Origin of the sequence: Shewanella sp. SP1S1-7 (assembly GCF_031932105.1) — a bacterium.
GTDB lineage: Bacteria > Pseudomonadota > Gammaproteobacteria > Enterobacterales > Shewanellaceae > Shewanella > Shewanella baltica.
In genome coordinates, this window is the sequence record NZ_JAUOEU010000002.1 from 313,188 (window position 1) to 335,110 (window position 21,923).

The window sequence follows — 21,923 nt, forward strand, 5'->3', positions numbered from 1 at the left end:
CTGAATTGAATAATCACTTTAATCAACAAGCTATTAAAAACCATCAGATTATTTAACAAATGAGTTGCACCGGTTGGGTGCAATCTCACTAAAACAGTGCAAAGCTCAGTCTTGTGATTACCGACATTAACTTCAGTTTTCCTTGGGTTAACTCGGCAACACTGTCAGTACGCTCAATCCAAAAACATTACACAGTGAGCAATAGGAATTCACGTTCCCATGAGCTGACCACACGGCGGAAGTTTTCAAGTTCGGCCTGTTTCACCGCCACAAAACCTGTGGTGAAGGCTTCACCTAAATACTGCTTACAGGCATCACTTTCTTCCATCGCCGCTAACGCTTCTTCTAAGGTTAAAGGCAAACAATGGGTGTTGTTACTGCGGCTTTCGTTGGCTTTACCCTGCACTGGCGTCGAAGGTTTTAGCTGCTCAACCATGCCGATATAACCACACAATAAGCTCGCGGCAATTGCCAAATAACAGTTAGCATCGGCGCCGGGAATACGGTTTTCGATACGACGGTTTTGTGGTGAAGACTCGGGAATACGTAATCCACAGGTGCGGTTTTCATCGCCCCACTCTAAGTTCACTGGCGCCGAAGTACCGGGTAGGAAACGACGGAAAGAGTTTGCATTGGGCGCCATCAGCGGCAGCAACTCAGGGATGAATTTTTGCAGACCGGCAATATATCCCAAGAATAACTGGCTCTTAGTGCCATCTTCATTGGTGAAAATATTTTTGCCCGTCTCTTTATTGATCACACTCTGATGAATGTGCATTGCACTACCAGGTTCGTCAGTCACAGGTTTAGCCATAAAAGTAGCGCAAACATCGTGCTTCAGTGCCGCTTCGCGCAAGGTGCGTTTAAAGATAAACACTTGATCAGCAAGGGACAATGGATTGCCGTGGCTGAAGTTAATCTCCATCTGCGCAGGGCCATCTTCATGGATTAAAGTATCGATATCTAGACCTTGAAGCTCACACCAATCGTACATGTCTTCAAACATAGGATCGTATTCGTTGGCAGCATCGATAGAGAAAGACTGGCGACCCGCTTCGGGGCGACCTGAACGGCCAATAGGTGGCTTTAGGGGTAAATCGTGGTCGTCACTACGACGGGTCAAATAGAACTCCATTTCAGGAGCGATAACCGGTTCCCAGCCCTGTTCGTCATAGAGAGACAAGACTTTTTTCAATACGTTACGTGGTGACAGCTCAATCGGATTACCCATTCTGTCGTAGCAATCGTGGATCACCTGCGCCGTGGCTTCGATGGTCCAAGGCAACATAAAGACAGCGTTTTCATCGGGTACACAGACAAAATCGATGTCGGCAGCATCGAGCAAGCTGTAGTAAACATCTTCATTCACAAAATCGCCGGTGACGGTTTGTAACAGCACGCTTTCGGGCAAACGCATACCTTTTTCATCGAGAAACTTATCGACTGGTGCAATCTTGCCGCGGGCGATGCCAGTCATGTCACTGATAACACATTCGACTTCTGTGATTTTTCGTTCTTTTAAAAAAGCGATTAGCTTATTCATTATTATTTCACTCGAGTTGTAGCCCTGCGCCGGCATGCATCACCGAAGGCATTGAAAAGGGAGAGGTAAAACGGATTTTCGCTCACCTTCCACTCTGGATGCCATTGCACACCGAGGGCAAATTCTTTAGTACCTATTACGGAGAAAGCCTCCACTAACCCATCTGGAGCATAAGCTTCTGGCCGCAACCCAACACCCAGACGCTCCACGCCTTGAGTATGCACAGAGTTGACCTCTGCAGAGTTACGGCCCCAGGCCTCGTAAATAAGCCCCCCGGGCTCAACAGTAATACTGTGAGAAGCCCCATATTGCACATCTAAGGATGCGGTTTTATCTTCTCTATGTTCAATAAAGCCACCCACCTCATATAACTTCTGGTGCAAACTGCCACCAAAGGCCACATTCATTTCTTGAAAACCGCGACAAATACCTAATACAGGTACCCCAGCAGCGATAGCAGCGTGGATCAGCGGCAAAGTCGTCGCATCACGTTTAGGATCATGGTGTGTACCAAGCTCGCTCGGTTGGCCTGCATAAAGATGGGGTTCTACATTAGAAGGAGAGCCAGTAAACAAAATACCGTCAAGACGTTCTAAAATCGCGTCTATCGGTAAATCGCCGCCTAACGATGGGATCACTAGCGGCCAGCCTTTCGCGCCATTCACGACACCTAAAAGGTATTTTTCACCAACAATATTAAAGGGATGTGAACCCAGTTGTTGATTACAAGCAATAACACCTATGAGGGGCAAATCGGCTGACATATCTCACCTTTAGAATTCGTTTTACTAGCATAACGAACACTTTGTCTTTAAATGTTCATTTTTTCACACAGTACACCGAAATTTCACACTAGGCAAGAGGTTAAGCACTTGTTAAAGGTTATTTAATCCACTTGTGTTTAATAAGCATAAATAACATGTAGTTAAACCTATATTGTGGTTGTTTAATGTTATTTCATGTGAATAAAATAGTGCTTCAGCGGGCAAAAAGCTCACTTTTAGCAGCGTAAATTAAACCGTATTCGCGCTAAATTTGAACCAATATTATTTACACAAAGAAGAGGATATATAACAAATATGACAGAATTAGAAAGTAGGTAAATCCGCAATTATGTTGAATAACAGTATTACGCCACTCACTTTTAGCGAATGAGTGGCCTAAGGTGTTAAATAATAGGATAAGTTAATGACTTAACTAGAAGTTCGCAGGCGTAGTCGCACTCACCAGACGGCAAGGTTCATCAAAGGGATTGCGGAATCTATGGGGCACTTCACTGTTAAAGTAGTAACTGTCACCCGCTTCCAAAATATACACTTCATCACCCACAGTGAGTTCGAATTTACCTTCGATCACCATGGCAGCCTCTTCACCTTCGTGCTTCAGCATTTCTTCACCCGTATCTGAACCGGGCGGATAAATTTCACTCATCACTGACATAGCACGGTTGGGATAGTCACGGCCGATCAGCTTAAATTCAAGTGGTCCAGTGCCGATATCCAGTAATTCATTGGATCGATAGACGACCTTTTGCTCACTATCCGCAGAGGCTTCAATGGAGAAAAAATCCACTAAAGACATCGGGATACCCGACAGCACTTTTTTTAGAGAGCTGACTGACGGGCTAACACTGTTTTTCTCGATCATTGAAATCGTACTGTTAGTCACTCCAGCACGTTTGGCCAATTCTCGTTGAGATAAGCCTTTCATTTTTCGAACAGTTTTGAGGCTGGCTCCAATATCCAAATTTCACATCCCCCTAAAGGCTCGGGTCAACCCCGATAGATGACGAACAGGTTGTTCAGGATAAACACCATCCAGAACGCATTTTCGCCCAAAAAGCGCGTGTTTTACTGCTTTCATTGTATTCTACATAAAAAGCGTGTTAAATAAAACGAACACTTTTTTGCGTCATGTTAAAAGTGTGATGAGTATACTGAGACAAGTCCAATTTACAATAAAAACAATTTTTTGGAGCCATAATGGCAAGCAAACCTCCAGTGCACAGCGAACAGTACCCACACTCTTATTATGTTGATACTGCTAAAGAAATTTACGCGTACCCACAACTCGAAGGCAATATCAGTGCCGATGTCTGCATAGTGGGCGGCGGCTTTAGCGGTATCAATACCGCCATAGAACTCGCACAGCGCGGCATGAGTGTCGTCCTATTAGAAGCCAAGCGCATTGGCTGGGGCGCATCGGGCCGAAACGGCGGCGAACTCATTCGCGGCATAGGCCATGACCCTGCACAATTTCACAGTGAAATCGGCACTGAAGGTGTTCAAGCAATCCAACAGATGGGCTTTGAAGCCGTCGAAATTGTGCGAAATCGCATACAAGAACACAGTATCGACTGCGATCTGCAAATGGGTTATTGCGACTTAGCAGTTAAACCTCGTCACATGGATGAGCTTGAAGAAGAATTTAGCGCACTCAAGGCCATGGGTTATCAGCAAGAAATCAAGCTGTTAACTAAGCCGCAATTAGGTGAAGTCATAGTCTCAGATTTTTATCAAGGTGCGCTGGTTGATATGGGCAGCGGCCATTTACACCCACTGAATCTTGCTCTGGGTGAGGCCCGCGTCGCCCGTAATCTGGGCGCACAGTTATTTGAATACAGCGCCGCCGGAAAAATCATTCAAGGCGCTAAACCTAAAGTCATCACCCCCAAGGGCGAAGTCACTTGCCAATACTTGGTACTGGCTGGCAATGCGTATATTGGCCACAAACTTAACAGTTTTGTTGGGGGCAAAGTGTTACCCGCTGGCAGTTATTTATTGGCGACCGAGCCCTTAACTGCGGCCCAATGTGCGAGCATTATCCCGCAGAATATGGCCTTCGCCGATATGCGAATTGCCTTAGATTACTTTCACTTATCCGCAGATCGTCGACTGCTGTTTGGTGGCCTTTGCACTTACTCAGGTAAAGACCCCAGAGATATTGAAGCAGCACTAAGACCGAATCTGGAGAAGGTGTTCCCGCAGTTAAAAGGCGTGCGTATCGATTATGAATGGGGTGGCATGATAGGTATTGGGGCTAACCGTATGCCACAAATTGGTCGCCTGCCCGATGCCAATAATATTTTCTACGCCCAAGCCTATGCAGGACATGGGGTGAATGCCACTCACATGGCGGCAAAACTGCTGGCCGAGGCTATCTGCCAGCAGGCAGGACATTTCGATGTGTTCGCAAAAATCAAACACATGACCTTCCCCGGCGGCCCGACATTTCGTTCACCTATGCTCGCGGCTGGCATGTTGTATCACAGATTCAAAGACTTGTTTTAAAGCTTATTTAAAGCATTTTTCAAGAACAGATGTTAAGGGCTGGTCTTAAGGACTGGTTTTAAGGACTGGTTTTAAACCATAACGCATGATGCCCATCGGATAAACAATCCGATGGGCATCATTGTTATAAGCACGAACCATTTAACCACTCGTCATTTAGATACGAGTCATTCAGTAAAATTAAGGCTGCAACAACGCTAAGCCTCGCCTAAGAGATAACCTCGGTCTGAGAACCATAACAACTTTTAAAAGCTAATTTGCTCTCGCTAATCTCTGCCGCTTTCTACGCCTTGCCCACAGGATAAAAGGGATTGACCCGAGATAATGCACGACTAACGCCACCACAACGCCAAAACCAATCCCACTGGTGGTTAAAGGTATCCCAGGCTTAAAGTTACTGACGGTTTTCTCAAGATAATCAAAGCGAACGGGATTAAACATATAGGCAGTTTTCTCAAACAAATTGCCCGTGTTAAACATCGCCAAGCCTTGTGTTAACTCTTTATAAAGCTCGATTGTCTGTACCTTTTGCTCGGCGTCGGCACGCACGCTAGGCTCCTCATTTTGCTGGTGACGGGCAATCATGGCCTCAGCATCGGCATAATGCTATTCCTTAGCCGTTGCCTCGTAGCCTTCTACCTGCCATTGGGTCGATGCATAGAGTCCAGCGAGAAATTGCTGATAATGATCAGCAAGTTGCGGCAACTGCAAGGCAATCACAAGAATCAACCCAAAAACCAACTTATCAATCAATCTGCCAATCAAGGGATCCTCCTTGGTGATCTAGCCAAACAACGCAGCGGTTACGACACTGCAATGACATAATGCTCAAAACTGTACTGACTCAATCAATGCACGGCACAATTAGCACTCAATTGGCAGATCGGTACGACTGCCCCAATCCGCCCACGAGCCATCGTAGAGGATGGGATGTGTATGCCCTGCCGCAACCGAAGCCAAGATCAAAATACACGCCGTAATCCCAGAGCCACAGCTAAATATCCGTGCGGACTTGTCCGCTGCTAGCCCTTGATAAATCGCCTGTAACTCACTGGCCGTTTTGATTTTATTGCCATCGAGCACCTGAGCGAAGGGTAAGTTCACCGAGCGAGGAATATGTCCTGAGCGCACACCGGGGCGCGGCTCACTCACTTGGCCTAAAAAGCGTGGCGCACCACGGGCATCGACAATCGCGGTTTCGGCATCTTCAATACGTGATAACACGGCCTCGGCATCCATCACCCGCTCGGGGTGGTATTGCAGCACACCCGCCAAAGTATCGATATCCGTCGGGCCGTAATCGACGCCTTCAGCTTGATAACGCGATGAGGTGATGCGGTCTTCTTCAATCCACTGAGGCAAGCCACCATCGAGTACATAGACTCGATTAAAACCCATGACTTTAAAGGTCCACCACGCCCGTGGAGCTGAATAAATACCTTGGTTATCATAGATAACGATAACACTGTCGGCCTCAATCCCAAGTTGCGCTATCCCTTGGCTGAATTGCTCAAACGTCGGCAAGGCATGGATTTGAGTTGAAGTCTTATCGCAAAACACATTTTCCACATCGAACCTGCGTGAGCGCGGGATACAAATAGGCTCATCGTAAACTAGGGGTTCTTTACCAATAACGGTTTCCATACTGGCATCGAGCAGGACTAAATGGGGATCGGTGAGGTGTGCTTCGAGCCACTGCGTACTAACAAGTGGGTATTCCATAGCGGGTCCTTTTACTGTTATCCAAGTCTGCCGCTAGTCTCTCACCAAATGCCGTAAAGCCCAAATATCGGCTTAACAAATTGTCTGCTGTGGGATTTTATTTAAAAGCGTCGACTCGATTTCATGCACTCAATCATTAAATTGCGGCGAAGCCATATTTTGAAGAGAGTGCTTTCAAACTGCTCATTTTTAATGATGCTGCTTTCAAAAACGATCTTTTCGATATGAACGTGTTCGAGATAGCCCTTTTCGCAACAGTTCTTTTCTAGACAGCTGCTTTCGAAATAGCCGCTACTTAATGACTTCAATTTTCACGTCAATCAAGCCAGAAGAAGTGTTGCCTATACTACTGAACGCCGATTTAGACAGATCAATAATGCGGCCACGCACGAAAGGCCCTCTATCATTGATTTTTACAATCACACTTTTGCCGTTATCGACATTGGTGACCTTAACACTCGATCCAAAGGGTAACTTTTTATGCGCCGCCGTCTTTAATTTATGTTTGTAAAGCTCACCGCTGGCCGTCTGCTTATTTTGATGTTTATCCCCATAAAAGGAAGCTTTACCCGATTCAGTGAATCCCACCCAGTTTCCATTTTCACCCGTCTGCATTGAAGAACAGCCAGCCAAAAAACTTAACAATGCCAGTACAGCTAGTTTAACGAAATGGAACTGCCTAATTAGGTTTTGAAGTGCATTCACATGACACCCTCTCTAATGAGTGAACGCATTGCTGACAAGCGAAAGGCTCAGCAAAAGTCACGGGGAAAATAACCAACAACCTTAGATGGCAAAGCTCGAAGCTTGCATCCTAAAAGATCAGAACAAGAAACAATAAATTTCCACGAGGCTACAGCAGTTGCACTCTAAAATCACGTATTTACAGGTGAATACTCTCGGTTTGAAGTCAAAAGGTTGTGGACATACTGACTTAGAAACAGACATATATGTACATATGTGTTGTAGACTAGTTTTTGGGGCCTGTAATCTTAGTTGTTAGCTGTTTAGTGTTTACTGATATCCACTCACACAGGCTTGCCATGGCATTCGCTCACCGACACGCAGCAAGTCCATCCGTGGATGCTCGACCGACCCGTCCATGGGGCGGACGGTCGTCTCGCCAATCACCATGGCTCACCTTTTTTGCATTAGCGTAACCTATAGATTTAAAAGCGTTACGCTGCACGCTTTTGGACAAAAGCGAGCTAGATTCCTAGCTCTAATTCGTGAGTTTCAGATTAAAATTTCTATGGCGTAATATATCAAGAACCAGCGCTGCTTGCAGCGTACGCGTTACTTGACTTGTTAAAACCTTTGTTTGTAGAAGACTTTTGTTCAGCCGCAACATCAAGAAATAACTTTTTCATAGCCTCCGGCCGTCCAGTAAATATTTGATACCCACCAATTAAAAGAGACAGCGCAACTGCAATGATTGAAATCCAGAATGACATTTTCGAGTCGCCAAGATACTCATCAACCAGCATATTTTTCTCGTGCAATTCATCTACTAGGTTATTTATATCATTAACTATATCAGGATACTTCTCTCCTGATTTGATACGAATGTTTTCGAAGTAGTCTTTTTGACCAACCTGTAATTTATCAAATGGATTGACTTCGTCGTACTCTCTGATAATTGGCTCAATAGTAGGCAGTAAATCTTTTTTACCTTCTCTAAAGGCATTAACACGGATATCACTTAAAACAACCGAAAGTGGAACGTCCACGCGATAATAATCGGACTTATGGGAATATAGGACTTTCATCGAATTTACTGTTGGCTGAGTTCGCAAAGACTGCTTTATTGCTTCAAGATCACCGCCATTTGAAACAATTGTCACAATATCTTTTTGTAATGATTCTTTTTGTAAATGCCTGTCTTCGCCAATTAATAGCAGTGAGAGTGATATCATTAATGACAGCATAGGCAGTAATAAAATCAGAAAATACAAGCGTCTTCTTCTATTCTGTCTTTCAATTCTCTCGATAACCGCTTTCTGATAGTGAAGGCTTCTATTTCTTTCTTTAATGAATGATTCGACATTAATGTATTCAACGTCATCTGGCATCTAAGAATTACTCCATATTCTGAAATGGTTCCAACCTTTGTATAGTGCGCATGCGCGTTTACCTCATTAGACCAGTAAAAATGCGCATAGTTAACTACATGTATTGCAAAGAACTTATCAGCTTTCCATCAAATATACCATCCGGAAAAACGCGCATGGCATTTCCAAAACCTATCATCTACTCAATCAAATGGTTAAGCTTTTAATTTTAATGATATTTTACTTAGCTAAAATGAGAGGACGCGCACGAGTGCAGGCTAAAAATAGCTCGGAATTCTTATGAGTTAAATACGGCTGAATAATCGCACAGTTTTGACAAATCGCTGGCGACTAACACCAAGCGAAATATATGAGAATTTTTAGGGCACAAAGTCCGTTTTTTGCGACGCAACTGGCAACTTTCTAAGGGGCAATAGCTTTTTAGCTACACGAACAGCGATAGGGTTAGTGAGGATTGGCATTGTTGTACCAGTGACCGTTGGCGGCATGGATGCCGCCGTCGAGCCTATAGGGATATATTTACGGCGAGTCACTGGGAAAGCAATGACAATTAATGTTGCACCTGTGACCTTCTAAAACATGAATGTTTTAGAAGGGCCCTCAGGGATACTTCTTGTGAAATAAAGGGAGGTGGCGAGTCACTGGGGAAACAATGGCAATAAATGCAGCACAACTGACGATTCAATAATCTTGCTTTGGGGCAAAACCGCCCTAAAAATAAAAACCTCTTTCCATGTAATATGAAAAGAGGTTTTAGTATTGAGCGAAAGCGGCTCATTCTCTTATATAGACAAAAAAGAGCGGCTATAAAAACAGAACGCTTATAACACGATCCAAGTCGCTTTCAGTTCTGTGTATTTGTCGAAGGAGTGCAGAGATTTATCTCGGCCATTACCTGACTGTTTATAGCCACCGAACGGCGCTGTCATATCGCCACCATCGTAATGGTTGATCCACACCATGCCAGCGCGCAGGGCTTTAGCAGTTTTATGGGCCTTGCTAATATCCGAAGTCCACACGCCAGCGGCTAAACCGTAGATGGTATCGTTGGCTATTGATATCGCTTCTTCCATGCCATTGAATTCAATAACAGATAGCACAGGGCCAAAGATCTCTTCACTGGCAATTTTCATCTGATTGTTTACGTTAGAAAATACCGTTGGCTGCACATACACACCGCCAGTATCGGTCATAACTTGGCTACCACCGTGGACTAAGGTTGCACCTTCATCTTTACCCGCTTTGATATAACTGAGCACTGTGTCTAACTGTTGTTTATCGACTACGGCGCCGCTCACCGTCGCAGGATCGAGTGGATGACCCGGATGCCATGAGGCTAGCTCCTCTGCGATAAGCGCGATAAGCTCATCTTTCACCCCTGATTCCACCAGCAAACGCGAACCTGCGGTGCAAACTTCACCTTGGTTAAAGGCAATGGCTTCGGCCGCAGCAACGGCAGCGGCTTTCAGATCTGGCGCGTCATTAAAGACGATATTGGGGCTCTTGCCTCCGGCCTCTAACCACACGCGTTTCATGTTCGACTCGCCAGCGTAAATCATTAATTGTTTTGCGATTTTGGTGGAACCTGTAAACACCAACGTATCCACATCCATATGCAGGGCTAAGGCTTTACCTACGGTATGGCCAAATCCTGGCAACACGTTTAGTACGCCTTGTGGGATCCCGGCTTCAATGGCGAGTTGTGCCATGCGGATTGCCGTTAAGGGAGATTTTTCAGAGGGTTTTAATACCACACTGTTACCTGTAGCAAGTGCAGGCCCGAGCTTCCAACACGCCATCAGCATAGGGAAGTTCCACGGCACAATCGCAGCGACAACACCGACTGGTTCACGGGTGATCATGCCTATTTCATTGTGAGCGGTTGGTGCGAGTTCATCGTAAATTTTATCAATCGCTTCGCCAGACCAGCGAATCGCACGGGCGGCGCCCGCCACATCCACCGCTTTAGAGAAACGAATGGGTTTACCCATGTCGAGGGTTTCCAACAATGCGAGTTCATTGGCATTTTCTTCGAGTAATTCGGCGAAACGTATCATCACTTGTTTGCGCTTTACTGGAGACTGCTGCGACCAAACACCGGAATCGAATACGCTGCGGCCATTGGCAACCGCAAGATTGGCATCCGCAAGATCGCAACTCGCCACTTTTACCAGCAAGCGGCCATCGATAGGGCTAATACAATCAAAGGTGTTACCCGAAACGGCATCTTGGTATTCGCCATTGATAAACGCCTTCCCATTAATAGACAGGCTGGCAGCAAGACTTTCCCATTCGCTGCGTTTCTTCGGTGTGCTCATGATGACCTCTTAATAGTTCGCATAGGTGTGGTTTATCGTTCATCGACAAGAAATAGTGATATGTGACGACATTAGCGCAAATGCTACACATCATCACAGTCGTAATCCGAGCTTCAGATTACGCTGTTTGAGCAATAAAATTCAATATTTTTTACAAAAATAGCTTTTTTGCCACAAATAACTGCACACAGCTCTTCCATGTTCATTATTTCTAACATAGCATAGCAAATATTAGCCACCCTAAAACAAGACCTGAAAATACAGGACAAGGTAGACACTATGGCCGATTTGCCGCTCAATTCCTCAAGTGATGCTTCACATCAATCTTCAACTGAGCATCCCTCACTTGAACATTTCTGGATGCCTTTTACCGCCAACCGCCAATTCAAAGCCAACCCGCGGTTACTCACCAAAGCGGAAGGCATGTATTACACAGATATTGATGGCAATAAGGTATTAGATGCTACCGCCGGTTTATGGTGTTGTAACGCAGGCCATGGTCGCAAAGAAATCAGCGAAGCGGTCAGCAAACAAATTAAAGAGATGGATTACGCGCCCTCCTTCCAAATGGGTCACCCCATTGCCTTTGAACTTGCCGAGCGCTTAGTCGAGCTCAGTCCTGAAGGATTAAACAAAGTCTTCTTTACTAACTCAGGTTCTGAGTCCGTCGATACAGCACTTAAGATGGCACTTTGCTATCACAGAGCCAACGGTCAAGCCTCACGCACTCGCTTTATCGGGCGCGAATTGGGTTACCACGGTGTCGGCTTTGGCGGCATCTCCGTGGGAGGGTTAAGCAATAATCGCAAGGCATTTAGCGGCCAATTACTGCAGGGCGTCGATCACTTACCTCATACCTTAGATATCCAAAATGCGGCATTTACCCGCGGACTCTCGCACTTTGGCGCTGAAAAAGCCGAAGTATTAGAACAACTAGTGACCCTGCATGGCGCCGAGAATATTGCCGCCGTGATCGTTGAACCAATGTCAGGTTCAGCTGGGGTAATATTGCCGCCACAAGGTTACTTAAAACGTCTGCGTGAAATCACTAAAAAGCATGGCATCCTACTGATTTTTGATGAAGTCATTACCGCTTTTGGCCGCGTTGGCGCCGCCTTCGCGAGTCAGCGTTGGGGCGTTATTCCAGACATTATCACCACGGCTAAAGCCATCAATAACGGTGCGATTCCTATGGGCGCAGTGTTTGTGCAAGATTTTATCCACGACACTTGCATGCAAGGCCCCAATGAACTGATTGAGTTCTTCCACGGCTACACCTATTCCGGTCATCCAGTGGCTGCCGCGGCGGCGCTTGCCACCCTATCGATTTATGAGAATGAGCAATTATTCGAGCGCAGCTTTGAGCTTGAGCGCTACTTTGAAGATGCCGTGCACAGCCTCAAAGGGTTGTCGAATGTGATTGATATTCGCAACACAGGGCTAGTCGCTGGGATTCAATTCTCCCCTAACGCTCAAGGCGCGGGTAAACGGGGTTACGGCGTGTTTGAACACTGCTTCCGCCACGGCACTTTAGTGCGAGCCACGGGCGACATTATTGCCATGTCACCGCCACTGATTGTCGATAAACGCGAAATTGACCAAATGGTTAATAGCCTAAGCGATGCCATTAACGCCGTTGGATAATAGCGCCAGCGGTTCGTTCCACTCTCACATTTAACACCCCGCTGCGGCGGGGAACATCAAAGGTTAACTATGCTCAAGATCACTCACTTTGTTAATGGTCAGCACACTCCTGCCAGTAGCAGAACCCAAGATATTTTTGAACCCGCCACGGGTGAACTACGTGGCCAAGTCTCACTCGCAAGCGAAACTGAAGTGGGTGAAGCCATCGCAATCGCTAAAACCGCCTTTGAAACCTGGTCACAGGTGACACCGCTCAACCGCGCTCGAGTGTTATTTAAATTCAAAGCCTTAGTTGAGCAGAACCTAGATGAAATGGCGCAGCTTATCACCCGCGAGCACGGCAAAGTGATCGACGATGCTAAGGGCGAGTTGATCCGTGGTCTCGAAGTGGTCGAATTTGCCTGTGGTATACCGCACTTGCTTAAAGGAGAACATACCCAGCAAGTCGGTGGCGGTGTCGATTCTTGGTCAGTTAATCAAGCTTTAGGTGTTGTCGCAGGCATAGCGCCCTTTAACTTCCCCGTGATGGTTCCCATGTGGATGTTCCCAATCGCGATTGCCTGCGGTAACACCTTTATTATGAAACCCTCGGAAAAAGACCCAAGCTCGGTGATGCGAATTGCCGAATTGCTTAAAGAAGCGGGCCTTCCCGATGGCGTGTTTAACGTGATTAACGGCGACAAAGAAGCCGTCGATACCTTACTCACCCATAAAGATGTGCAAGCGGTGAGCTTTGTGGGCTCAACGCCGATTGCCGAATACATCTACAGCACAGCCTCTAAACATGGCAAACGCGTGCAAGCCTTAGGCGGCGCGAAAAACCATATGTTACTCATGCCAGATGCGGATTTAGATCAAGCCGTTAGCGCCTTAATGGGTGCAGCTTACGGCAGTGCTGGCGAGCGTTGTATGGCGATTTCAGTCGTGCTCGCGGTAGGTGATGTGGGCGATGCGTTAGTGGAAAAACTGCTACCGCAAATCCAAAGCTTAAAAGTCGGCAACGGCCTGACGCCAGAGATGGAAATGGGTCCGCTGATCTCAAAACAGCACCTTGCCAAGGTCACCCAATATGTTGAAGCCGGTGTGCAAGAAGGCGCAGCGCTGCTGGTCGATGGCCGTAAACTGAGTATTGAAGAAAATCCACAGGGCTATTTCCTCGGCGCCTGTTTGTTCGACCACGTCACGCCTGAAATGAGCATCTACCGCGAAGAAATCTTTGGCCCAGTGCTGGCGATTGTGCGCGTGAAAGATTACCCGACGGCGCTTGAGCTGATTAACCAACACGAATTTGGCAATGGCACGGCGATTTTCACCCAAAGTGGTGAAGCGGCGCGACATTTCTGCCACCACGTACAAGTGGGTATGGTTGGGGTGAACGTGCCGATCCCGGTACCAATGGCGTTCCACAGTTTTGGCGGTTGGAAGCGATCACTCTTTGGGCCGCTGCACATGCATGGTCCAGATGGCGTGCGTTTTTATACCAAACGTAAGGCAATTACTGCCCGCTGGCCCGTGGGTAAACAGACTCAAGCCGAGTTTGTAATGCCTACGATGAAATAGCCGAATGTCAGCTCAACAAGGAAATCGCAAATGACTGTGAGTATCAACGCTATTATTCGCTTTGCTACGGCGCAAACAGCCGTCGAGACCTATCAGTTACCGACGGAAAAGTTGTTAGCAGGCAATCCAACTCAAGGGTTAGAGAATCATTATTCTAGCCCTTGTGATCAATTTCACAGTGGAATTTGGCAAAGTGAATCAGGCGCTTGGAAAATAAACTACACTGAATACGAGTACTGCGAAATCCTCGAAGGGATAAGTGTTATCACAGATCTTCAAGGTCAATCGCAGACGTTCACTGTGGGCGACAGGTTTATTATACCCGCGGGTTTTCAAGGCACTTGGGAAGTCGTGGAACCCTGCCGCAAGGTTTACGTCATTTTCGAACAAAAGTGAGATCAACGAGGCTGATGTTAGCCTCAAACAAGCTAAGTTATCTTAGCAATACTCGCCATGAGGTCACAGCAACGGGTTTTCCTAGGCTGTTGTTTGGCAAACCAACGGATGCACTGGCACGATTGAATAACCATGGCCGCCAGTAACACGTCCGAGTCAACAAAGAAAATGGGAGAAATACCGTGTATAACAATCTGAATAAAAAACGGCTGGTACAGCTTGTCGGACTCGCGCTAACCACGACCCTATTCTCCGGCATGGCCGCCGCCGAAGTAACAGGGGAAATTAGTCTCACTAACGACTATCGTTTCCGCGGCGTTTCACAAACCGCTGGCGATCCAGCCCTGCAAGGCGGTATTGATTGGAGCTTCGACTCGGGTTTCTCTGTCGGTGCTTGGGCAAGTAACGTGGATTTTGATGAGCCAGGTTATAACGGCCCTGCGATCGAATACGATTTCTATGTCGCCTATGGCGGTGAGATCAATGAAGATCTGACCTATGACATTACCCTTAACCGTTATAACTACTCTGGCGAAAGTGACATTGGCTACTTTGAAGTCACGGCTGGTATGGATTTTAAAGGCTTTCGCGCCGCTTACTGGTACACCAATGACTATGGCGGCACTGATTTAGACTATCACTACGCTGAGCTTAACTATTCCTATGAATTTGTTGAGAACTGGAGCCTCGATCTGCACTACGGCTATAACGTGGGTGATGCATTAGATGACGGTGAAGGTTTTGATAGCTACTCAGATTACTCTGTTGGCGTATCGACTGAACTATCAGGTTTTGGGCTTTCTCTTGCTTGGTTAGGCACAGATCTTAGCGGCGATCAAAAGGTCTCTGATGGTGTATTTAAAAACTCAGATACCGTGCTTGCTAGCGTAAGTTACGCGTTCTAATTTGGCCTTAGTGTAAAGTTCACAAGAACCGCTTAGATAAACTAAGACACAAAGAAGCCCTCATCATCGAGGGCTTCTTTTTAGCTATTCAAGCTGACTTGTCTACCAACTACGCATCTTATGGCCTTTCACCGCGTAGAACAGAATGAACAGATAACAGGGCAACATCACCATATAACCGCCCTGCATACCCATATCTGTCGCCGAACTCATTAAGCCCCAAGACACGGGACCAAAGGCGCCACCTGCAATCCCCATGATAAGCAGCGCAGAACCTGTACTGGTCAATTTACCCATACCAGACAAAGCTAGCGGCCACACCGCAGGCCAAACAATCGCATTAGCTAAACCAAGGAAGGCAATCATCAACAGGGTGTCTGGCAACGCAACACCACCAAAAGGCACTAACACAACATTCGCGATAGCGTAGGAGTTATTGTCGCCGAACAAAATACCGCATGTCAGTAGCAAACCTAAAATGGCCGACACCATCAAGGCCTTAGGCTGTGAAATAAAGCGAGGAATTAATAGGATACCGAGCGTGTAACCTAGCACCATACACACCATAGTATAGGAGGTCATCACCCCGTAATGTTCAACCCCGAGTGATAGCGCAAAAGTGCCGATAGTGTCACCAGCGATCACTTCCACCGCCACATACACAAACAGCGCCAGCACGCCAAAGGCTAAGTTAGGGTGAGACAGTGCCGCTTTAAGTTGGCCTTTATCGGTATTTTCAGCTACTTCATCTTCATTGGATAATTCAGGTAATGGGGATTTTTTTACCGCTAGCGCTAAAATTCCGATAAAAATCGCCATGCCTAAATAAGGGAATACTAGGCCGTCGGCCATTTCTTCAATTTGAATTTGAGTCAGCTCAGTACCAATACGGTCTTTAAAACTGTCTAAAATCAGTGCAGAGAACACCAAAGGCGCAATCACACCCGCACCTTTATTCAAAATACCCATCACACTCACACGGGCAGCGGCGGATTCTTCAGGGCCTAAACGCACCACATAAGGGTTAACCGCAGTTTGTAATAGAGTTTGGCCCGCGCCCATCACTAATTGGGCGAAAAGGAATAAGGCAAATATTTGGGTTTCTGCGGCGGGGATAAACAGTAAACCCGCCAACATCATCACGCCCATGCCAATCGCCATACCATTCTTATAACCGACTTTGCGAATAAGCCAAGCGGATGGCAAGGCAGTAAAGGTCACTGCGATATAAAAAGAAAACAGGATCAACGACGCTTGAAAGGGATTGAGTTGCAATATTTGTTTCAAATACGGCATCAAAGAACCATTCAACCAAGTGGCGAATCCGAGGATGAAAAAGAGAGCGGCCACTATGGCCATGGGGAGAAAGCTGCTTTTTTGCTGGCTTTTATCGAGTGTCATTTCCATAAACCTGCTTCTTATAGTAATTAATTATTGAGGTGATAACGGGGTTCACATTAATGCCTAAGTTCCCGAATATCCGTATCGCGACTCGTCCGCAATGGCTAATGTTATCATCCAAACGCACCATTGTTTCAGTGATGTTAAAACAAATAACACAAAAAGACAACGCTGTCATTTAATAAATTCTCGCGAATATTCCCTCGTAATCATCGATTGGCTAACTGATAAGTTATAAGTAAGTGATGACTCACATCCAGAAAATAATGTAAAAAAAGCCGCAGACACTGAGTGCGTGCGGCTGATCTCAAGCGATTAAGCCAACTGACTAAATTCTGACAAAAATATTGCGGCGATACATCCAATATAAAACCAGCCACTGCACCGCGAGCAAGCTGATAACCGCAGCTAACGCTTGAGCGCTTTCAGGCAAGGCCAGCACTAAGCCGCCAAACACGCTTTGGGCGATATATTTCCAATCCACTAAGCTCGACGCTAAGTAAATAATGATGGCGTTGGTGCCTATCACTACGAAGAAAAATGCGGCTTTTTGCCACTTAAGCACATCGACTAAGGCATAGAATACCGCCAGCAGTATCATGCTCCAGCCCGACGTCACCAGCACAAATGAACTGGTCCACAGCTCTTTATTGACCGGAATAACAAGATCTAACAGCCAACCGAAGGCTAACAAAACGCCACCCGCAGCGGCGAGCAACCCCACTTTGGCCCACTCTCCTTTAGGATGGGATTTAACAATAAAGTGGCCAACAAACACACCCGCTAACGCATTGACTATGGCGGGGATGGTCGACAGTAAACCTTCAGGATCGGGTGTACGTCCCTGATAGCTCACGCCGGGTAATAACATCGAATCGACATAGGCATTGATGGATTCCGTTGGCGAGAGCACGCCTGCCTGTCCACCAGGGAAAGGTAACCAAAGTTGCATTGCGCCGTAACCGAGCAAAATACCCAAAGCGACGATAATTTGGGTTCGTAGACTCGTATGCCACACCAATAATGCGGCAAAGAACCATGCAAAGGCGATGCGGCCTAACACACTGGCATAACGAATTTTTTCAGGATCGGCAGGCGCGCCCGTACCCCAACCGTGATTGTATAAAATGCCCAGTAACAGCAATAAAAAGAGTCGTTTAATCCCGTGACGATACACAGGTAATCGCTCCTTCATAGGTAATTTATCTAAACGTTTAGGGGATAAACCTAAGGCCACACCAGAGAGGAAAATAAACAGCGGAAAAATCAAATCGTAGAAGTGAAAACCATGCCATTGGCTATGGTGCATTTGTTCATCGCCCCATTGCCAACCTGCCCAGCCCGTTAGAATAAGCAAGCCACCAAACAAAGCCTCACCGCCCAAAATCCAAAACATATCGAAGCCGCGCAGTGCATCCAGCGACATCAACCTAGGTTTATTCACCTTTACAGGCTCAATTGCGTTTGTCTGTGTCGTCCCCATGCCATCATCCTTTATTATTGTTATTAAAAGCTTTTATAAAAGTTGAGCAAAACTAATACTGTACAAAACTAATACTGTTTAAAATTAGTGCTGTACAATAAAAAAACTTAGCCCCTGTCATCAAAATACGACAAGGGCCAGATGTTAAAAATCACCTAAACTGCAAATGTAAATGCAATTTAAGGGTGTGCATAAACGGCTTGTCCCGCAATGTAGTTTGCCTGCACTTTGTTCTGCGCATCGAGCAAGACAAAGTCAGCCCTATGTCCCAGTGCTAAACGGCCAGCCTTATGGTCAATCCCGAGGAACTGTGCGGGATATAACGCCGCCATTCTCAAGGCTTCCGCCAAAGGTAAACCCAACAAGTTCACAGTATTATTGACCGCAGTTGCCATATCGAGCACACAGCCCGCCAGCTCACCTGTCACGGCATTTAATCTGTCGCCGACTCTTAACACTCGAGTACCAAAGAGCTCGAAGCTAGTCTCATCCTCCATACCAACTGGCGGCATAGCATCGGTGACTAACATCATCTTGCCCCTCGGTTTTGCCCTTAGTGCAACCTTTGCCGCCGCGGGATGTACATGGTGACCGTCGACAATCAAACCACACCAAGCGGTTTCACTTTCAATCGCCGCGCCAACCATGCCCGGCTCACGGGAACCCAGTGGTGACATCGCATTATAAAGATGGGTAAAGCCCGTCGCGCCTGCCGCTAATGCCGCAACAACAGTATCGTAGTCAGCATTAGAATGACCCAAACATACCTTCACGCCCGAAGCAACGAGCCTGCGGATCACCTCTGGCGACACATTCTCAGGCGCAAGCGTGACGACTTTAATCCCCAGGTCTTGACGACAAAATACCGCGAGTTCAGCATCGGTTATTTCGCGAATAAAACCCTGAGGATGCACACCTTTTTTAGGCACAGATAAATGTGGTCCTTCAAAATGCACCCCTAAAACGCCAGCGCTACCTTTAACTAAAGCCTCGGCCACTGCATCGGCTGCATTGGCCATCACGCTGACATCATCGGTAATAAGCGTAGGTAAAAATCCGGTCGTGCCAAAACGTGCATGGGCACGGCCGATAGTTTCAATGCAATTAACACTCGGATCGGCATTGAATAACGCCCCGCCGCCACCGTTCACTTGCACATCAATAAAACCTGGCACCAGCGTTCCGGCTTGGCGGATTTCCTTCGCGCCAACAACCGTATCAAACGCCAGAATGTGCCCGTCTTCGACAGTAACAGGCACATCTTGATGGAAATATTCACCATCGAAAATACGCTCGGCGATCAGGGTGATTTTCATCGCAAACCTCTTTCAATAAATAACACGAGTGACTTAAGTCTTAAATTAAGTTCACTGCGAGGGCTTAGCTGCACGAGCTTAGCTGAACAGGTTTAATCGTGCAGCTGCTTAATCGTGCAGCTAAAAGTCCGCTAGATCTAATCCGCAGCACCTAAACCTCTAAAACGTTGGCCGCTTAAAGCTCGGTAACTTAGAGCGTTTGCGTCACTTTTTTAAGGCCAGCAGGTTGATCGGGATCGATACCGCGGGCAATCGCAACCGCAGCCACATCGATATAGAATCGTTGTAATAACGCTAACGGCGCCACACGTGGGTGAATGTCCGTCGAGGTTTGATTCAGATGCACTAAATCGGCGCCGCGTTGGCTCACGTTTTCAATCTGTTCTATGTGGCTAGCGTAGGATTCATCGCCAATACACACATCAACGATAGTGAGTTTTTTCTCAACTAAGGTCACAGGACCGTGGAGGAACTCGGCGCTACTGAATGCTTCAGCATGGATTGAACACACTTCTTTTAACTTAAGCGCGATTTCCTTAGATACCGCATAACCTAAACCACGGCCAAGTACGACTAAGTTCTTCACGTCGGCAACAGATTCTGGCGTGAGTTGTGGCTCAGCGTCCACCGCCGTTTGCAGCGCTTGGGGTAAAGAAGCGACGGCGCTAGCAAGCGATTCGCTTTGAGTCCAAGCGGCGGCAAGTTGTAAAATCGCTGACAACGTTGCGAGGTAACTCTTAGTTGCGGCAACCGCTTTTTCTTCACCAGCACGTAAAGGCACAACAACATCGACGATATCTTTAATCGGTGCGGTTTCATCATTGACTAAGGCAACACAAAAAGCGCCGGCATTTTTTGCCATACGCGCCTGCGCCAAAATATCAGGGCTACGGCCAGATTGTGAAATCACAATCACTAATGCGCCTTCGAGTTTCAAGGTCTTACCATACACACTCGCCACTGAAGGGGCGGCGGCAAACGTCGGTACGCCCGCTTCGATTTCAAATAAGTACTTAGCAAAAACACCCGCATGATCCGATGAACCACGACCAACGATCATTACAAAACGGGGATCGAAGGCGCGCAGCTTTTCACCTAACTGCTGCATGATTTCAGCGTTAGCTTCTAACTGGCCAGCGATTTTTTGCGGTGCGGTGCGAGCTTCTTGCTCCATAATAGTGTTTGTCATGTCTTTTACCTTCACGTTCAAATACAGGATTTGGCTTCAGTGCCTATTTGCACTGACAACGACTTATTAAATTCTTGCTGGGCGAAATACATAGCACCGAGTTCGGGTGGTGCTAAGGTTTCTGAAATTTTGGCGACCACATCGGCACCGAGCCAGGCTTGTAAAGGCTCTGCAAGGCCACCGATCATCGAAAAACGCACCGGATTTAGGCTAAATAGCTTACGCGCCATGTCGCTAATATAATCTGCGCCCTCTTGCACTATCGCCGTCGCGACCGCGTCACCTTCACTGGCGCAATCGAGCACACTTCTGGCTAATGCGGCATAGCAACTTGATGATTTACCGGCTAGATTTTCGACAATACCGAGCGCATCGGTGACGTTAAAGTAGCTCAGCAGCATATCGGTTAATCGGGTTGGTACGGCAAAGCCATCGAGTGCTAACAACACGTGTTCGGCGGCTTTTAATCCCAGCCAAGCACCGCTGCCCTTATCACCTAATGCAAAACCATAACCGCCAATACTCAAGCTGGTATCACCAACATGGGCATAACCGCAAGAACCTGTGCCCGTGATGATCACAGCGCCATCGGCACCGCGGTGGGCACCAATACAAGCCGTATGCAGATCTGTGGTGACATACATGGCCGCAAAAGGATGCTGCCAGTTGATAACGTCTTGATATAACCGAGGGACATTTACGCCAGCAAGACCAAGACCCGCCACCAGCAAGTGACTATCGCTCTCGTTCATGCCCGCATCCAACAACGCCAGGCGAGTCGATGCTTCAATGGATTCAAATGTTTGTGTGAGACCATGCAGTGGATTTGCACGTCCTGCAACACCTGTCCCTAAAACGGTACCGTCTGCGCAGTAAATGGTGGCTCGACATTTACTGCCGCCGCCATCTACACCTATAAACAGTTGTTGATCTTTTGTCTGGACTAACCCCATGACACCCCTCTTCACCTATCAATGCAGCGCTACCGTTGCTTATTATTTGCCGTTAATACAGCGCTCAACTTTAGTTAACTCAATGTTACAGCAAAAATGACAGCGTTGTCATTTACTTTTTTAAGTGATTT

Annotated in this window: 17 protein-coding genes and 1 pseudogene; 5 read left to right on the top strand and 13 right to left on the bottom strand. The window is 46.9% G+C overall.

Going from position 1 to position 21,923, the window contains the following annotated elements; translation table 11 throughout:
* Positions 1–187: 187 nt before the first annotated feature.
* From Q4Q49_RS03175 to Q4Q49_RS03185, 3 genes are all read right to left on the bottom strand, one after another.
* On the bottom strand, positions 188–1,543 hold the full coding sequence (locus Q4Q49_RS03175) for a glutamine synthetase family protein (RefSeq protein ID WP_006080696.1): 1,356 nt from the start codon (positions 1,541–1,543) through the stop codon (positions 188–190).
* 2 nt (positions 1,544–1,545) lie between these two features.
* Positions 1,546–2,307, bottom strand: a complete 762-nt coding sequence (locus Q4Q49_RS03180; protein ID WP_006085017.1) for a gamma-glutamyl-gamma-aminobutyrate hydrolase family protein — start codon at positions 2,305–2,307, stop codon at positions 1,546–1,548.
* Between the two features lie 433 nt (positions 2,308–2,740).
* Entirely contained in the window at positions 2,741–3,289 is a 549-nt protein-coding gene (locus Q4Q49_RS03185) for a cupin domain-containing protein (protein WP_006080693.1), read from the bottom strand.
* 236 nt (positions 3,290–3,525) lie between these two features.
* On the opposite strand from Q4Q49_RS03185, the gene Q4Q49_RS03190 reads away from it, so the two are divergent.
* Entirely contained in the window at positions 3,526–4,833 is a 1,308-nt protein-coding gene (locus tag Q4Q49_RS03190; RefSeq protein WP_311998613.1) for an FAD-binding oxidoreductase, read from the top strand.
* A 252-nt stretch (positions 4,834–5,085) separates the two neighbouring features.
* Here the strand turns inward: Q4Q49_RS03190 and Q4Q49_RS03195 are convergent.
* The 5 genes and pseudogenes from Q4Q49_RS03195 to Q4Q49_RS03215 all read right to left on the bottom strand — a co-directional run bounded on the left by Q4Q49_RS03195 (position 5,086) and on the right by Q4Q49_RS03215 (position 10,945).
* Positions 5,086–5,598 (bottom strand): annotated as a pseudogene (locus tag Q4Q49_RS03195) (DUF2937 family protein).
* A 99-nt stretch (positions 5,599–5,697) separates the two neighbouring features.
* Entirely contained in the window at positions 5,698–6,555 is an 858-nt protein-coding gene (locus Q4Q49_RS03200) for a sulfurtransferase (protein WP_311998614.1), read from the bottom strand.
* Between the two features lie 291 nt (positions 6,556–6,846).
* On the bottom strand, positions 6,847–7,260 hold the full coding sequence (locus Q4Q49_RS03205; protein WP_311998615.1) for a septal ring lytic transglycosylase RlpA family protein: 414 nt from the start codon (positions 7,258–7,260) through the stop codon (positions 6,847–6,849).
* Between the two features lie 560 nt (positions 7,261–7,820).
* Entirely contained in the window at positions 7,821–8,627 is an 807-nt protein-coding gene (locus Q4Q49_RS03210; RefSeq protein ID WP_012588303.1) for a hypothetical protein, read from the bottom strand.
* 821 nt (positions 8,628–9,448) lie between these two features.
* Positions 9,449–10,945, bottom strand: coding sequence for an aldehyde dehydrogenase (locus Q4Q49_RS03215; protein WP_311998616.1), 1,497 nt, complete (start codon positions 10,943–10,945; stop codon positions 9,449–9,451).
* A gap of 279 nt (positions 10,946–11,224) precedes the next feature.
* Here Q4Q49_RS03215 and Q4Q49_RS03220 point away from each other — a divergent pair, with 279 nt between their 5' ends.
* The 4 genes from Q4Q49_RS03220 (at position 11,225) to Q4Q49_RS03235 (ending at position 15,450) form a co-directional block, all read left to right on the top strand.
* On the top strand, positions 11,225–12,589 hold the full coding sequence (locus tag Q4Q49_RS03220; RefSeq protein WP_311998617.1) for an aspartate aminotransferase family protein: 1,365 nt from the start codon (positions 11,225–11,227) through the stop codon (positions 12,587–12,589).
* 69 nt (positions 12,590–12,658) lie between these two features.
* Complete coding sequence (locus Q4Q49_RS03225) at positions 12,659–14,149, top strand: CoA-acylating methylmalonate-semialdehyde dehydrogenase (RefSeq protein WP_311998618.1); 1,491 nt, start codon at positions 12,659–12,661, stop codon at positions 14,147–14,149.
* 30 nt (positions 14,150–14,179) lie between these two features.
* Positions 14,180–14,545 (top strand): cupin domain-containing protein, encoded by a 366-nt coding sequence (locus Q4Q49_RS03230; protein WP_220592273.1) that lies wholly within the window; start codon positions 14,180–14,182, stop codon positions 14,543–14,545.
* A 182-nt stretch (positions 14,546–14,727) separates the two neighbouring features.
* Entirely contained in the window at positions 14,728–15,450 is a 723-nt protein-coding gene (locus Q4Q49_RS03235; RefSeq protein ID WP_006080670.1) for a TorF family putative porin, read from the top strand.
* 102 nt (positions 15,451–15,552) lie between these two features.
* On the opposite strand, the gene nagP is transcribed toward Q4Q49_RS03235, so the two are convergent.
* From nagP to nagK, 5 genes are all read right to left on the bottom strand, one after another.
* Positions 15,553–16,851: an N-acetylglucosamine MFS transporter NagP gene (gene nagP / locus Q4Q49_RS03240; protein ID WP_106651783.1), complete on the bottom strand. Its 1,299-nt coding sequence runs from the start codon at positions 16,849–16,851 to the stop codon at positions 15,553–15,555.
* 328 nt (positions 16,852–17,179) lie between these two features.
* Positions 17,180–18,334, bottom strand: coding sequence for a transmembrane glucosamine N-acetyltransferase NagX (gene nagX / locus Q4Q49_RS03245; protein WP_311998619.1), 1,155 nt, complete (start codon positions 18,332–18,334; stop codon positions 17,180–17,182).
* Between the two features lie 179 nt (positions 18,335–18,513).
* Complete coding sequence (gene nagA, locus Q4Q49_RS03250) at positions 18,514–19,650, bottom strand: N-acetylglucosamine-6-phosphate deacetylase (protein WP_311998620.1); 1,137 nt, start codon at positions 19,648–19,650, stop codon at positions 18,514–18,516.
* Between the two features lie 190 nt (positions 19,651–19,840).
* Positions 19,841–20,839: a glucosamine-6-phosphate deaminase NagB-II gene (nagB-II, locus tag Q4Q49_RS03255; RefSeq protein ID WP_006084998.1), complete on the bottom strand. Its 999-nt coding sequence runs from the start codon at positions 20,837–20,839 to the stop codon at positions 19,841–19,843.
* Positions 20,840–20,856: 17 nt separating this feature from the next.
* Positions 20,857–21,792: an N-acetylglucosamine kinase gene (gene nagK / locus Q4Q49_RS03260; RefSeq protein ID WP_006080664.1), complete on the bottom strand. Its 936-nt coding sequence runs from the start codon at positions 21,790–21,792 to the stop codon at positions 20,857–20,859.
* Between the last annotated feature and the right edge of the window lie 131 nt (positions 21,793–21,923).